Source organism: Colwellia sp. MB02u-10 (assembly GCF_014077185.1).
In the GTDB taxonomy this organism is placed as follows: domain Bacteria; phylum Pseudomonadota; class Gammaproteobacteria; order Enterobacterales; family Alteromonadaceae; genus Cognaticolwellia.
On the sequence record NZ_JACGVK010000118.1, the window covers coordinates 92,339 to 107,377 of the forward strand.

Consider the following 15,039-nt stretch of genomic DNA (forward strand, 5'->3'; position numbering starts at 1 on the left):
GTTCAGTAATTACCACAACAACCAAAATTGTTGTGGTAATAACAGCATAAAACGTTACTTAAAACTGAATTTATTCAGTTTCAACAAAACCGTCTTTTTCAGCTTGTACTGCGATGTTTTGCTCGCGACCTGAAAGTACAGCGTTAGCTGCAGAATCTAAGTATAAGGTCACAGCGCGAATCGCATCATCGTTACCTGGAACGATGTAGTCAACGCCATCTGGATTTGAGTTTGTATCAACAACAGAAATTACTGGAATGCCTAAGTTGTTAGCTTCTTTAATAGAAATGTGCTCATGATCCGCATCAATAATAAATAAAACATCAGGTAAACCACCCATGTTTTTGATACCACCAAGGCTTTTCTCAAGTTTTTCCATTTCACGAGTACGCATTAAAGCTTCTTTTTTAGTAAGTGCTTCAAATGTACCGTCAGAGCTTTGAGCTTCAAGATCTTTTAAACGTTTGATTGATTGACGTACTGTTTTCCAGTTAGTCAACATACCACCTAACCAACGGTGATTTACGTAAAATTGATCACATTTTATTGCTGCATCTTTTATAGCATCGCTTGCTGCGCGTTTAGTACCAACAAATAAAACTTTACCTTTCTTCGAAGAAACATTGCTTAATACAGCAAGAGCGTCGTTGAACATTGGTACAGTTTGTTCAAGGTTGATGATATGAACTTTATCACGAGCACCAAAAATGTATGATTTCATTTTTGGGTTCCAATAACGGGTTTTGTGACCGAAATGAACACCTGCTTTAAGCATATCGCGCATAGAAACGTTTGGCATGTTTTTTCCTTTGTGGGGTTAAGCGTTCATACATCCAATATACACGACCCTTATTGCGCTTTACTTATTGTAAATTCGCTGAGCACCCCGGTATATCTTTGCTAGATGTATGTGAGTTTAGTTTTAATGTACTGAATTTTTTCAATACCCTTTTTAGTGCTAAATATATTCGAAAAAATCAGCAAAGATTTAGACAAGCATCATTGAAGATTCAGACAAACAATTTAACGGCGCACTTTATAACATATTCTAGAGCAATTAACTAGTTTTTAACTTGAAATTAAGCTTAATGATATTTTATTTTACTAAGGGCTAGGATCTTTAATAGCAGCAAGTTAAAATTAAGCCACATTTTTATCAGGTTCGTTAACTCATGTCATTGAACACAACAAATGCAGAACTTTTTTATATTTATGATAGTCATTGTCCTTGGAGCTATGCCTCTGCAGTATTAGTTGAAAAAGTGTTAAGTGCTTTTCCAAACATTACGCTTAGAGCTATGCACATAGGCTATTACGATGGCGACAACAAAGTATCAGCCACTACCCTTGCTGATGTAGGCGAATTTAGTCAAGTCGTGTTTGGTGCTAATTACCTTGATACACTCAATTACACAAAAGACTCGACTTTAGCCGCTAACTTAATGGCCTGGGTGCAAAACAAATCAGCAAAGTCTGCCTTTGAATTATTAACGAAATTGCAGCATGCACATTTTGTTTTGGGTAATGAATTGACTGACCAAGAAAGCGTTAGTGAAATAATTGAAGAGCTCAAACTGTCACCACCAGCAAAGTGCCTGCAATCTAACAAGTTAACCAAAGATGCTGAATTTGCTATTCATGACATTACAGAAGTGCAGGAAATTATTGGCACACAAGCCATTCCAGCGATGTTATTGGCATGCAATGAGAGTTTGGTTTTGTTAAATCACAACCTTTATTTAGAGAATCCTGAAGCCATAGTAGAAGCAGTTAACATTGAATTAGAGAATTTATCTTAATGCTAAGTGATGACAATTTTGCGTTGTCATCACTCTTTTTTAAAGGGCATTACTTTATAGAAATAGCTCAAGAGAAATAGCTCAATAAACATCGTTCGATAAGCAGAGAAAAAGAGAGTTGAAATTATTTTCAACTGCTACCCTGTGCTTTTTCCATCGTTAATATTTACATGCTACACCTAGCAAATATCCGCTATTTTTTATTTAACTATTCACTCTAGCGTTTTACGATTGGGAAAAAGTAACAAAAACAGGTAAAATCATCCAGAATTATTATTTACCTACGACTAACTGTATTGCGATACAGTTTATTGCAATACAATAAGTAGCTAATTAATTTATCATAATCACATTATTTACAGAGTCACGTTTGAGGTTTTATGACAATAACGATTAAAGATCAGCAAGATATTCAAAAAATGAAAATTGCGGGAAAACTTGCTGCAGATGTATTGGAAATGATCGAGCCTCACGTTCAGGCCGGCGTAACAACCGACCAGCTTAACACCTTATGTGCTGAATTTACTGACAAAGTACAAAATGCCATTTCAGCACCTTTAAATTACCATAATTTTCCAAAGTCTATTTGTACTTCGGTTAACCACGTAGTTTGCCACGGCATTCCTAATGACACGCCTTTAGTTGATGGCGATATACTCAACATTGATATTACCGTGATAAAAGATGGTTACCACGGTGACACCAGTAAAATGTTTTTAATTGGCGAAACGTCTGCTGAAGATAATCGTCTTTGTCGTATTACCCAAGAAGCACTTTATATCGGCATTAAAAAAGTTAAGCCTGGCAATACCTTTGGTGAGATAGGGACTGCTATTCAAAAATTCATCAAAAAATCGGGTCGTTATTCGATAGTCAAAGAATATTGTGGCCATGGTATAGGCACAGTATTCCATGAAGAACCGCAAATTGTTCATTATAAAAATAATGACAACGAAAAGATGCAAGAAGGCATGTGCTTTACCATCGAACCTATGATCAATTTAGGTCGTGCTAATACCTTGCTCGACAAAGAAGATAAATGGACGGTATATACCTTAGATGGTAAAAAGTCAGCGCAATGGGAACACACCCTTGTAGTGACCAAAACGGGTTGCGAAATATTAACCTTACGCAAAGATGACACCATTGCCCGAATATTACATAATTAAATGCTTAATACTTTATAAGTCAGTAACCCTTAGTATTATTTTAACTTAAAAGCTAATGACAATATCAATAAAACTATGAGAGCCAAATATGAGAGCTAATTGTTGAATACATCATCATTAATTCCAGAGAAGTACATTGAGGCTCTCGCCGTTAGTGCCCCTTCATTAAATAGTTCACAAATATGTGTACTGAGTAATGAATTTCTTCAGTGGCAAAAAGAGCAGTTTCCCATTAGTGAAGTTACCTCGCTTGTTGCTGCTAGGGCTTTTTATGTTGATCTGATTTTAACCAAACTTTGGTGTCAGCACCATTTGGATGAATTTCAAATCAGTTTGGTTGCTGTTGGCGGTTATGGTCGAAAAGAGCTTCATCCCTATTCAGATGTTGATATCTTATTAATTACCCAAAATGTCGTAGCCGATGACTTAGCCGAAAAAATATCCGCTTTTATTACCCAACTTTGGGATGTAAAACTTGATATAGGCCATAGTGTTCGCAACATAAAAGAATGTCTTAATCAAGCAATTGACGATGTAACCATCGCCACAAACTTGATGGAATTACGACAAATCTGCGGTAATAATGCCTTAGTGTCTCAATTACAACCCTTGTTGATTGAAGACATATTTTGGACCTCTGAAAAGTTTTTTCTTGCCAAGCGTAATGAACAGTATCAACGTCATCAACAATACCATGGCGCATCTTATACTCTCGAGCCTAACTTGAAAGCTAACCCTGGTGGTTTACGCGATATTCAAACTATTGGCTGGGTTGCCAAGCGCCATTTTATGGCAGATACGCTTGAGCAATTGATTGACCATAACTACCTCACCACTAATGAGTTTTTTGAACTGCTTGAGTGTCAAGATTATTTATGGCGCATGCGCTGTGCATTGCACTTTATCGCTGGGCGTAATGAAAACCGCTTACTGTTTGACTACCAGGCTGATGTTGCTGAATTAATGGGTTTTGGCGATGGTGGCAAGCTTGCTATCGAGCGGATGATGAAAAGATTCTTCCGCATTATATCGCGTGTTTCAGAGTTAAATAGAATGCTCTTGCAGCATTTTGAATACGCTATATTAAACGAGAAAAAACACAGTAAAAAAATAGTGCTTAATGATGACTTTGTCATTATCGATGGTCAAATCAAGGTCTGTGATAAACGCGTTTTTACCCGTTCAACCATGATTATGGAAATGTTTTTACTGATTGCCCAACATAAAGAAATCACTGACTTACATCCGGAGACTTTGCGCTTAATGCGTAATGCGCGCCGGCGTTTAGTCTCAGGTATGATTGATTATGCTCGCTGTCGGGAAATATTTGTCGCATTAGTTAAACACCCTCGTGGTCTAGGTTTGGCCTTTACGCTTATGCACCGCCATTCAATTATTGGTGCTTACCTACCGCTATGGCGAAATATTGTTGGCCAAATGCAATTTGATTTATTTCATGCCTATTCTGTCGACGAACACAGTTTTCGTTTATTGAAAAACTTGTATCGTTTTAGCCAAGTAAAACATAACAATGAATACCCTTTGTGCAGCAAGATTGTTCAACGCGTGCGTAAACCTGAACTGTTATATTTCGCCGGTATATTTCACGACATTGCTAAAGGCCGTGGTGGTGATCATGCAAAACTTGGCGCGATTGACGCGTTAGACTTTGCTAAAATCCATAAATTAGGTGATCACGATGGTCGAATGATCGCTTGGCTAGTAGAAAAACATTTATTAATGTCAGTTACCGCTCAGCGCAGAGATATTTCTGACCCTGAAGTCATTAAAACTTTTGGCGCGATTGTACGAGACGAAGCTCATTTAGACTATTTATACTGTTTAACTGTCGCTGACATGCGTGCCACCAACGAAAGTTTATGGAATAGTTGGAAAGCTAATCTACTGGAAGATTTATATTTCAGTACTAAACGAGCCTTTAGGCGTGGTCTTGAAAAGCCAGTTGATTTAAGAGCAAAAATTAGAGAAAATCAACAACAAGCTATTGAAATTTTAAAAGTAGAATCGCTCGATCAAGAGCGCTTAAAACAATTATGGAAAGAGTTTAAAGCTGACTATTTTTTACGTTATTCCCCTGAACAAATTGCTTGGCACTCTAAGCATATTTTGTCGCACAACAAAGTTAAGCCCTTGGTCATTATTAGTCCAAAACCTTATCGTGGCGGCACAGAAGTATTTGTTTATACAAAAGATAAACCTAATATATTTTTTAATATTGTTTCATTACTTGGCGCGAAAAAATTGTCCATTCATGATGCAAAAATAACCACTAATAAGTCTGGCTTCACTGCTAACACCTTTGTGGTCTTAGATAACCGTAATAAAGCCATTAATGATAGTGCTAGAGCCCTGTCCATAGCACGCTCATTAAGCGTTAAATTAGCGTCAAAAGAAATTCGAATCAAGCCTAAGCCTTTAGCCAAGCGCTTTCGCCAATTTAAAGTACCAACACATGTCAGTTTTATAGACGGTACAGCAAGAAACCGGACGATATTAGAAATAGTGGCTTTAGATCATCCCGGTTTATTGGCTAATATTGCTACTATTTTTCAAAAATGTAACATACAAATACATTCAGCTAAAATCACCACATTTGGCGAAAAAGCTGAGGATGTTTTTACCATTTCAAATAATGACAATCAAATACTAACCATAGAGCAAAAAAACGCATTAGAAGCAATGCTTTGCGCTGATAGTCACCGATAAACTTTAGCAAATTAATTTTAGGAATTTTTGATGTTAGCATTACAAACAATTATTGAACAAGCGTTCGAAGAGCGTATGAGCATTACGCCTGCCACGGTATCTACTGAGGTAAAACAAGCGGTATTAGATGCATTAGCGGCATTAAACAATGGCTCAGCGCGCGTTGCAGAAAAAATTGCGGGTGAATGGGTTGTACATCAGTGGCTGAAAAAAGCTGTGTTACTCTCATTTAGAATTTGGGATAACGAAGTTATCGACGGTGCAGAAAGCACATTTTTCGATAAAGTTCCAATGAAATACACTGATTACAGCCATGCCGATTTTGTTGCTGATGGTGTCAGAGTTGTACCGGGTGCGTCAGTGCGTACAGGTAGTTATATTGGCAAAAATGTTGTGGTGATGCCCAGTTTCGTTAACATTGGTGCCTATGTAGATGAAGGCTGTATGGTAGACGCTTGGGCAACTGTTGGCTCTTGTGCACAAATTGGTAAAAACGTACATCTATCAGGTGGCGTTGGCATTGGCGGCGTACTTGAACCCCTACAAGCGGGCCCCACCATCATTGAAGACAATTGCTTTATTGGCGCTCGCTCAGAAATTGTAGAAGGCGTTGTGGTTGAAGAAGGTGCCGTAATTTCAATGGGCGTTTATATCGGTCAAAGTACACGTATTTATGACCGAGAAACTGGCGAAGTGCATTATGGTCGAGTACCAGCAGGCTCAGTTGTTGTACCAGGCAACCTTCCCTCTAAATGTGGTGCCTATAGCTTATATGCAGCGATAATCGTTAAAAAAGTTGATGCAAAAACACGCGCTAAAGTAGGTATTAATGCCTTACTTCGCTCGGTATCTGAAGAGTAATTTTCTGCTTTAACTTTTAACCTTAACTTGTGTAGTGTTGTTAAGTACACTGCACAAGTTTACTGAAAATATTATCACCTCCTAAATAAAACGCTGTTTGTTACACCTTGCCTCTAATCTAGATTGACCAAATAAATTTTCTACATTTCTGCTCAGTACCATGCTCAATACCATAAACCCAACGCTTAAAAAGAGCTTTAAATCAAAAGTTCATCAACCAGTCAAAGCACTAGATAATTAAGCAAGAACGTCAAATAATCTAGCTTAGTCAAGTTTATAAATGCTATAAGCTTTGCCGCCATAACGCTTACCACTGTAACCTTTGCAATAATGAAGCTCAATACACTTTATTATCAAATAACACCATCATAATTTACGGCTACAAATAGAGGTATATTAAACTGCTTTGTGTTAATACCTAGCGGTTTTAGGCAGTTAATCAGCCTAAATAGCGGCAGACAAAAAATAATAGATTTTACTGGTGCTAATTAGATAAAATCAGTATCAGCTCATGCCGAATTTATAGCTGAATTATTGTTTTTTAAATGGTGAAAATACAAGCATATGTTAAACTTGCCGAAATTTATAGCTAACGCTCGTTATAAGCCTGTTATAATCCTGTTATAACAAGTGTTTTATTGTCAAATCGCCGTAACAGCAAAGTCTACAGAAAACTTACCCATAGGAACAATTTGATGAGATTTTTCAACACCCCTTCTATCCAATCTAAACTGGTGATTGCCATGTTAATGGCTGTCGTCATATCTACCAGCATCGTCGGATTTGTCGGTCACTCAAAAGCTAAAGAACTACTTATTTCTCGACTACAGCATTCCGACTTACCTAACCTTTTACTGCGTGTTCGCAATGCTGTGGATGGAGAAATTTCAGAAATGAAAGTGCTGACAAAATCAATTGCAACAAACCCCTTTTTGCTTGATTGGATAAAGTCTGGTGCGAGTGCAGACAATGACGCTAACGTTATAAAAATGCTAGATAAAATAGCTAAAGATAACAACTTGAGTAATGCATCTTTTGCCGATCGTAAAACAGCTAAATATTGGAACCAAGATGGTTTTCTTCGTGTACTTAAAGATGACAATATTGATGGTTGGTTTTTTGCGTTCACCAATGGAAACAAGCAAGAGTCCGCCAGTACCTACGCATACCCTAATGGTAATGTAGATGTATTTATCAACTATCAGCAGCTGAACGGAAGAGGTATATCAGGCTTGTCAAAGTCATTTAATGACATGGTGAGTTATTTAAATAGCTTTAAAATTGAAGAATCTGGCTTTGTTTATCTTGTCGATGATTCAGGGTTAGTAAAAATTCATAAAGATAAGGAAAAAAGTGACAAAACAAAACTTACTGATCTTTATAGTAATATAAACACTCAAATTCTTTTATCCCAAAAAGAGTTTGCATTCCAAGAAACCGAAAACTTAATCATTGCGACTAGCTATATCTCAAGCCTTGGCTGGTATGTGGTTGCAGAAGTTCCAAAAGCTGAGCTTTACTTAGCATTGAACGAATCTCGAAATTATATGCTTATATGGTTTGGTATTATTGTTGTTGTCTTTATCTTTATCAGTATCATTTTAGCAAAAAGTTTAACCAAACCTATTAACGATCTTGCACGGGTATTCAGTCAGTTAGGTGATGGAGAAGGCGATCTTAGTTACCGACTAAGTGAAAGCGGTAGTGATGAGGTATCGCGTTTAGCTCGTGGCTTTAATACCTTTATCAATAAAATACATGCTGTGGTTAATGATGTGTCCACCACATCAAAAAATGTTCGCCAAGCCGCTATTAAAGTTTCTCAAGATGCAGAACAGTCAAGATTAGATGCCGAAAGTCAGCGTGATATCGCAACGCAAGTTGCAACAGCCATTAGTCAAATGGGTTCAACCATCAGCGAAATTGCCGAAAATGCCACCCATGCAGCAGACTCGACAAATGAAGCAACAACTCAAGCTAAACATGCACAAATTGTTGTTAAAGATTCCACTGAAAATATTTACCAGATGGCTCAAAAGATGGAGTCAGTATCGACTACCATTGCGTCGTTAGCGGATAAGAGCAATGCAATTGGTAGTGTTCTCGATGTTATTCGTGGCATTTCAGAGCAAACAAACTTGTTGGCCTTAAATGCCGCTATTGAAGCAGCTCGAGCTGGCGAACAGGGTCGTGGTTTTGCTGTTGTCGCTGATGAAGTACGCAACTTGGCAAAGCGCACCAGCGAGGCAACAGATGAAATTAATAAAATGATTAACCTGTTACAGACGGAATCTAAGCGAGCGGTAGAGGGTATAAGAGAAAGTAAAGAGACTGCCGAAATTGGGGTGACTGATGCTCAGCAGACCACAGAAGCACTCAATGAAATTGTTGCAAATATTCAACAAATTTCAGATTTAAACACTCAGGTCGCCACGGCAACAGAAGAGCAAGCCGCGGTCGTTGGTGAAATTAATACTCATGTGCATGCGATTAGTGATAGTACAGAAAATAGTGCACAAATATCAACCCGCATAGCCTCTTCAAGTGAATCGTTAACCGCAATGGCAATGAACTTAGATAGCTTAGTAGAACGATTTAAAATATAAAAAAAAGTTTTAGCAAGTGCTAATAGCAACATCTAAGCAGTTGTAGAAGCTAAATAAAAATCGACACAAACATCCCATGCAAGCCCATTTATGCCCTTGGGCATAAATGGGCTTTTGTGAATAAAGATAGAAAAATTTGGCAATAAGCTTTATTGATTAAAAAATCATCAAAAATATTCCAAATAAAGTTGCAGCCTGGCTTCTTAATACGCAAGAGCGGAAGAAAAAATTTGAAATTTTTTGTATAGGAAAGTCGACTGTACACCCTTTAGTTGACTTAAGCAGGTCGAAAGTCAATTTGATAATCATTGGCATAGTCACCGTTCCAAAAATTTATTTTGAGACTAATATCATGATTGAAAAATCAAATATAGTTGTAGAACGAACATAATTTATCTGACTGCTGCAAACATTACTGCCGGTGACGACTCGTATCTGAACATTCACTTTTACCACTTTGCTGACATTGTGTCACACATCCATAACGACAACTTTGAACAACAAAGCGGTCATCAGCGATAGGCAAGTAGAGGCTATAAAATCAATCTGGTGCTCAGCTAAAATATCCATGCATAATATTTTTTGTCCTTCGTCGGTATCAAAACACATTGAGGTGGTAATGCAGAGCCCATCTCCTGTAATAGATTGGTAGGGTGGTGAAATATGTATTTGATGGGGCTGTCTGATGGTGTGTTGAGCGTTTGATTTCCTTTAGTGTTAATGAAGGTGAAGTCAATGTAGTTTGAGCTACAGAAGCGACTGTTGTTATTGTCATTTGTTATTCCTCGTAGCTAAAGAGCTACATAAGCTATTGATGGCATTTTTTAAGTAGGAGGTACTAGTTAATCAGTAACTGTCTCTAAGCTATATCCAAAGAATTACTGATTTGCGTTAACTGATGTTCAAATACATCATCAATAGACTGAATAACCAAACTAGCTTGTTCAAAATATACTTGTTGATCTAACGTAATTTTATCGGCATTAAGAAAAGCTTGGTCAACGGTAGACAAGAACATTTCGGTTTGCTCTTGTGTGATTTTAATTAACTTATTATGTTCTTCTAAATATTGTGGCAAACAATGAAGTTGATGCAATACAGTTTTAATTACTTCACTAATTTGTTGTTGTAAGAAACTTAGACGAATATTGTCGGTACTAGAACAAGTTTTTTGTGTTGCGACGCTCACGCCAATGGCTCTTGCCTGACCAATCATTTCTGTAGCACCGATCACTTCACGCCAAACATAACCAGCTTCAGGAAACTGTAGTAAAAATTGAGAAAATAACAGACCTTTTTCGGCTTCGTCTTCAAGTAAATATAATATGTTGCTAATGAGTAGTGTATGTTGATCAAAACTATTGTCTGCGCTTGTACTACCTGTACTAAGTCTTTGCCAGTGATCCAAAAAGCTGTGCCAACGCTCATTATCTTTAGCAAAAGTTAGCTCATTTTCTCTAATATTTTCTTGAATGCGCTGTCTGATGGTCTTCATTTTAGGTAACATCTCTTTTTTGCCATTTAAATATGCCGCGGTCATTCCTCTGTGTTGTTGAATAAAATAAATAAGTTCTTTTAAAGCTCTTACATTCAGCAAACCTTGATGCTGTATTTTAAAGCGATTTTTTTTAGAAAGTCTTAGTTTTAAATAAAAGATAACTAGGATAAATATTAGCAGTACAATTATTTGATAAAGATTCATTTGTTAGTAACCCTCTTTTTAAGTTAATTCTTTGCACAGCTAATGGGTAAGTTTTCTCAAGTGTTCTGCCACAAGTTCAGTTTGTTTAGCAATGTCAGCATTGGCTTCTGAACTTTGAACAATTTGCTCGACATGTCGTGATATTTCTTCCGTAGCTAAGACTTGTTGCTCGGCATTTACTGAAACGACTTCTGTTTCCTGTTGCACTGAGTCTGTTGCCAAGGCTATTTTTTCCAGCATTTTGTTAACATTTTTTGCTTTTTCACCACAAGCATTTGTTTTGTCGAAGACAAGTTTCATACTTTCAACAGTATTACTGCTTTGGCTTAATACCTGATTGATTATATTGGCTATGTGATCGCTAGAACTATTGGTGCTTATTGCTAGGTTTCTAACTTCTTCTGCCACAACAGCAAAGCCTCGACCAAAACTACCAGCGCGCGCAGCTTCAATAGATGCGTTCAATCCTAATAAATTGATTTGTGATGATATCTTTCGAATAGATTCAGTGATCAAAGTGACTTCCTGTGCCAAATCGTCTAAATCTTGCATGCCTTGTTGTGTTTGAGACACTTCTTTGCTTACCTCTAATATCGCGCCTGTTAACAAAGTAATATGATTTTGTCCACTCTGTACTATTTTATCCGCATGCTTAGCAGAGCTGTGTACTGCGGAGATTTTACTGCTGACTTCACTAATTGATTGGCTCATTTCTAAAATTGCAGCTGCGGTCGACGATGTTGCATTAAATTGCTTTTCCACATTGTTCGATAAACTTATCGTGGTTTCTATTACTTGGCTTGCAGAATAAGTTACCTCCTTTAACTTATTTTTTTGCTGCTGATTAATACGCGATAACTCTCGAAAAGATTGTAATAGTGCAATTGACGTGTTTTTGGATAATAACGTATCGAACTTCAGGCTTCGGTAGTCAAAACTTACCGGGTCAATATTATTTATGATTGAATTGAACTGATGTTCTTGGCGTGAAAAGGTTACTGTTAGCCCGAAAAAAAATAAAGAATGACAGCAGAAAATAGTGCAGCCTCTGTACTTCCAAAAAAAGGAACAGTATTAATTAAGGTAAGCATTAATGTAATAAAACAGATTAAAGTTAGCTTAAGGCCTAATAATCTTATTAAATATTCAACTGGTAGAAAAATGACCATAATAATTCATATACACTCAATTTAATTGCATTTTTCCTAAAGCAAGATATACGCCAAAACATAATTAACTGTTTTTAAAGTATTATTTTAAAATATACCCATTTAAAAACCGCTTTCTGGTAATAAAATGGTGCAATTGCACTAAAAAAAGGGGTTTCAAACTTAATTATCGAACTCCTGTCAATTATGAAGTGAGTTGCTGCCAGTGGTAGAGTAATCAGTTAATATCAAAAAAGCTTAACTAAGTGTTACAAAATAGGATCAAAGATTTTATAACGCCTCGTGCCCCTTTGCACCAGAGGAGTACGAAAAATATGTCAGCTATATAATCGGAAAGTTGACCTTTTTGTTTAACCTATTTATGTCAACACTACGCACAAAGTTAGCATTAGCAGTTTTATGATGAACGACGGCTGTGGCCTAGTTGTCTGTCAGCCTAGATGACTCAATGACAAAACTTCCATCAAAAAAATATATATTTCAATCAATGGGCAACGTCGGCGATCAGGAGACTGTTAACTTAAATTTTTTGAAAGATATTTTGGTATCTAAACCTAATAATTTCAGTTTCCAACTTTATCTAGAACCCACAGCAGGTGTGAAAATTCAGAGCTCCTTAGCCTTCTATATTGTTATGCGAGCGTTAGCACCATAGAATATATAGGCTAATACCCACTATCATTTAAGGTAGTAGGGTATCAGCCAAACGTAATTAGCTTAAATCTTGCGACAAAGAATGAGCAATGTAAATTAACACCCCGTGATTCGTTAGATTGAGACAAATAATACACCACGACTGTAAAAGCCGAGTATTACCATTTAAAGACATTAAATATCTGCTGCCATTGTTCATCAAACTCAGCTTCAATTAATATGTCCAGCCCTGTTACGGGGTGAATAAACTCCACCTGTTTAGCCATTAACATTAAACGTTTAAAACCAAAGTGTTCACCAAAAAATGGATTTTGCTTATTGTCACCATAATTTATATCACCAATGATAGGGTGGCGTAAGTGAGCAAGATGTCGACGAATTTGGTGACGGCGTCCCGTATGAGGTTGACATTTAATTAACGAATATCGCACGCTTGTATAATTACCTAAGGGCACCGGCAATGACGCAATAGCGACTGACTTGTAGAGTGTTTCTGCACTTTGCGCTTCTTTAGCACGGCTAACATTTTTATCTCCTAAATCATCAAGCTTTTCTTTTAATGGGTGATCAATAACCCCGTCATTTAGCAAATGTCCGCGCGTTAAAGCAAAGTAAGTTTTTTTTATCTTTCTCTCGCTAAACGCTTGCCCCATTAAGCGAGCTACATCCTGGGTTAAGGCAAATAACAACACACCTGATGTGGGTCTATCAAGGCGATGTAATGGGTAAACATATTGGCCAATTTGATCACGAATAAGTTGTAAGGCAAAGTAAATTTCATCTTTGTCCATAAAGCTTCGGTGGACAAAAAGCCCTGGGGGTTTATCAACAGCCACAAGATATTCATCTTGATATAAAATTTTCAATAGTGGTTTTTCAACAATTACCGTACCCGCATTTTTAATTGTCATGTTAATTTATTTTTCTCTCTGATATTAACTTATATTGCTCAAAATAATCTGGTCAATACTTCACAGGCCAAATTGTCAATATTTGTTATTGTTGTATTGTTGTATTGTTGTTATTAATCGTTCGATAAAAATAGTACTTAGCCAATTTAGCGGTCAAAAATATATTTTTACCTTCTCAAATTTAGTGCTGGATTTATTAACGTCACAGCAGTGCTACTTTAAGTGCTAAATATAAATTGTGCAGTAAAAATTTTATAGATATAAGCTAATAATCATTGCAATTATCTAAAATCACCGGATAAAGATTAACGGTGGAGTTAAAGCAGCGTTATCTCTATAATGTTGAGTCATAACAACACCTAGCCACTTATTAAACTTTTAATAGCGACAGTAGATTCTATGAGTATAACTTCGGACACTATTTCTTCAATTTCAGCATTACTGAACTTATCAGATTCTCAATATTGTATTTACGACATCGGTCGTCGAGTAGATAAAATATCAATAGAGCAATTTGAACAAATTGAAGCAGCTCAACTGCCTTACCCCTTTCCAATTCAAGGTCATGCAATGCTTGCCATTGCATTTTGGCAAAAGCAATCTACTAGCCCTTATTTATGGTTTGTCAAACTACCGTTAGATGAACGAGGTCTATTAAATCAAGGCGCTAGGAATCATTTTATTGCCATTATTGTTGAAGCCTTAGGTGAAAACCTTACGGTAAATCCAACCGAGCAACAAGAAGCGTTACTGAAGAAAAACCCTTATCACTTTACACCGGCCCAGTATAAATTAGCCGCGATAAATAGTGTTTTGTCAACGTCGCTTAAACAATCGGCTAGCAAGTTTTATGCACCTGCACAACGTTACTTATCGGGTGTCAACGGATGGGAAGCTTGGCAAGACCTTGGGGTGCAAGGTTTATCTGACTTTGCCTTTCGACTCAACGAAGCTAACAATAGTGAAGTTTTAACAAACGCTTTAAGTTACTTGCCTGAACAAGTACTTGTTCCCTTATCTTCTGCACTTGAAAACGTTAGCTTACCTGAGGACGTTATTGAGCAAATAACACTACGTTTTCAACAAGCACAAGCCAGTAACAATACCGTCATTACCATCGCGTTGTTACGTGCACTTGCATCGAGTACAGAGCACACTTATAGTCAAAGCCTGCTGAATAATTTAATCATTAATCAAAGGTTAGATGAAGATATACTGATTATTATTGCGGGTCGTTTATGGCCAATATTAAGTACGGAAAAAATGCTTTTTGTCTACTTAGAGCATTTAATAAAAGATAAAAACAAGGCCTTATTTTCAGCAATATTTAAAGATTTAGTTGCAATACCGATGATACGCCCCGTACTATTGCAAGCCATTCGTTCACCAAAACGCAGCCCTGATTTGGCCCAAGCCATTGGCACGCTTTTTAAACCATAGG

General features: G+C 37.0%; 10 protein-coding genes. 6 read left to right on the plus strand and 4 right to left on the minus strand.

From position 1 onward, the window contains the following. Positions 1–70 precede the first annotated feature (70 nt). A complete protein-coding gene (gene rpsB, locus H4J59_RS10210; RefSeq protein ID WP_182137637.1) occupies positions 71–799 on the minus strand; it encodes a 30S ribosomal protein S2 in 729 nt (242 codons plus the stop codon). Positions 800–1,172: 373 nt separating this feature from the next. Here rpsB and H4J59_RS10215 point away from each other — a divergent pair, with 373 nt between their 5' ends. The 5 genes from H4J59_RS10215 to H4J59_RS10235 all read left to right on the plus strand — a co-directional run bounded on the left by H4J59_RS10215 (position 1,173) and on the right by H4J59_RS10235 (position 9,162). After that, on the plus strand, positions 1,173–1,799 hold the full coding sequence (locus H4J59_RS10215) for a hypothetical protein (RefSeq protein ID WP_182239079.1): 627 nt from the start codon (positions 1,173–1,175) through the stop codon (positions 1,797–1,799). A gap of 380 nt (positions 1,800–2,179) precedes the next feature. Continuing rightward, positions 2,180–2,968, plus strand: coding sequence for a type I methionyl aminopeptidase (map, locus tag H4J59_RS10220; RefSeq protein ID WP_182239081.1), 789 nt, complete (start codon positions 2,180–2,182; stop codon positions 2,966–2,968). 102 nt (positions 2,969–3,070) lie between these two features. Beyond that, positions 3,071–5,695: a [protein-PII] uridylyltransferase gene (glnD, locus tag H4J59_RS10225; protein ID WP_259369471.1), complete on the plus strand. Its 2,625-nt coding sequence runs from the start codon at positions 3,071–3,073 to the stop codon at positions 5,693–5,695. Positions 5,696–5,725: 30 nt separating this feature from the next. After that, complete coding sequence (dapD, locus tag H4J59_RS10230) at positions 5,726–6,556, plus strand: 2,3,4,5-tetrahydropyridine-2,6-dicarboxylate N-succinyltransferase (protein WP_182239085.1); 831 nt, start codon at positions 5,726–5,728, stop codon at positions 6,554–6,556. Positions 6,557–7,251: 695 nt separating this feature from the next. Then, on the plus strand, positions 7,252–9,162 hold the full coding sequence (locus H4J59_RS10235) for a methyl-accepting chemotaxis protein (protein ID WP_182239087.1): 1,911 nt from the start codon (positions 7,252–7,254) through the stop codon (positions 9,160–9,162). Between the two features lie 859 nt (positions 9,163–10,021). Here the strand turns inward: H4J59_RS10235 and H4J59_RS10240 are convergent. The 3 genes from H4J59_RS10240 to truC form a co-directional block, all read right to left on the minus strand. Further along, positions 10,022–10,864 carry a nitrate- and nitrite sensing domain-containing protein gene (locus tag H4J59_RS10240; protein ID WP_182137631.1) on the minus strand — a complete coding sequence of 281 codons (843 nt, stop codon included), beginning with the start codon at positions 10,862–10,864 and terminating at the stop codon, positions 10,022–10,024. 39 nt (positions 10,865–10,903) lie between these two features. Beyond that, the gene (locus H4J59_RS10245) at positions 10,904–11,626 is read right to left on the minus strand and encodes a methyl-accepting chemotaxis protein (RefSeq protein ID WP_182239089.1); all 723 of its coding nucleotides are present in this window, start codon (positions 11,624–11,626) and stop codon (positions 10,904–10,906) included. A 1,219-nt stretch (positions 11,627–12,845) separates the two neighbouring features. Continuing rightward, the gene (gene truC, locus H4J59_RS10250; protein WP_182239091.1) at positions 12,846–13,598 is read right to left on the minus strand and encodes a tRNA pseudouridine(65) synthase TruC; all 753 of its coding nucleotides are present in this window, start codon (positions 13,596–13,598) and stop codon (positions 12,846–12,848) included. A gap of 399 nt (positions 13,599–13,997) precedes the next feature. Between truC and H4J59_RS10255 the strand changes: the two genes are divergently transcribed. After that, positions 13,998–15,038, plus strand: a complete 1,041-nt coding sequence (locus H4J59_RS10255) for a DUF3549 family protein (protein WP_182239092.1) — start codon at positions 13,998–14,000, stop codon at positions 15,036–15,038. Position 15,039 lies beyond the last annotated feature (1 nt).

What these genes read in the sequence shown, in the direction of transcription:
- H4J59_RS10240 (WP_182137631.1), bottom strand. Translation starts at nt 10,864, where the DNA reads ATGAATCTTTATCAAATAATTGTACTGCTAATATTTATCCTAGTTATC.
- truC (WP_182239091.1), bottom strand. Translation starts at nt 13,598, where the DNA reads ATGACAATTAAAAATGCGGGTACGGTAATTGTTGAAAAACCACTATTG.
- dapD (WP_182239085.1), top strand. Translation starts at nt 5,726, where the DNA reads ATGTTAGCATTACAAACAATTATTGAACAAGCGTTCGAAGAGCGTATG.
- map (WP_182239081.1), top strand. Translation starts at nt 2,180, where the DNA reads ATGACAATAACGATTAAAGATCAGCAAGATATTCAAAAAATGAAAATT.
- H4J59_RS10215 (WP_182239079.1), top strand. Translation starts at nt 1,173, where the DNA reads ATGTCATTGAACACAACAAATGCAGAACTTTTTTATATTTATGATAGT.
- H4J59_RS10255 (WP_182239092.1), top strand. Translation starts at nt 13,998, where the DNA reads ATGAGTATAACTTCGGACACTATTTCTTCAATTTCAGCATTACTGAAC.
- H4J59_RS10235 (WP_182239087.1), top strand. Translation starts at nt 7,252, where the DNA reads ATGAGATTTTTCAACACCCCTTCTATCCAATCTAAACTGGTGATTGCC.
- rpsB (WP_182137637.1), bottom strand. Translation starts at nt 799, where the DNA reads ATGCCAAACGTTTCTATGCGCGATATGCTTAAAGCAGGTGTTCATTTC.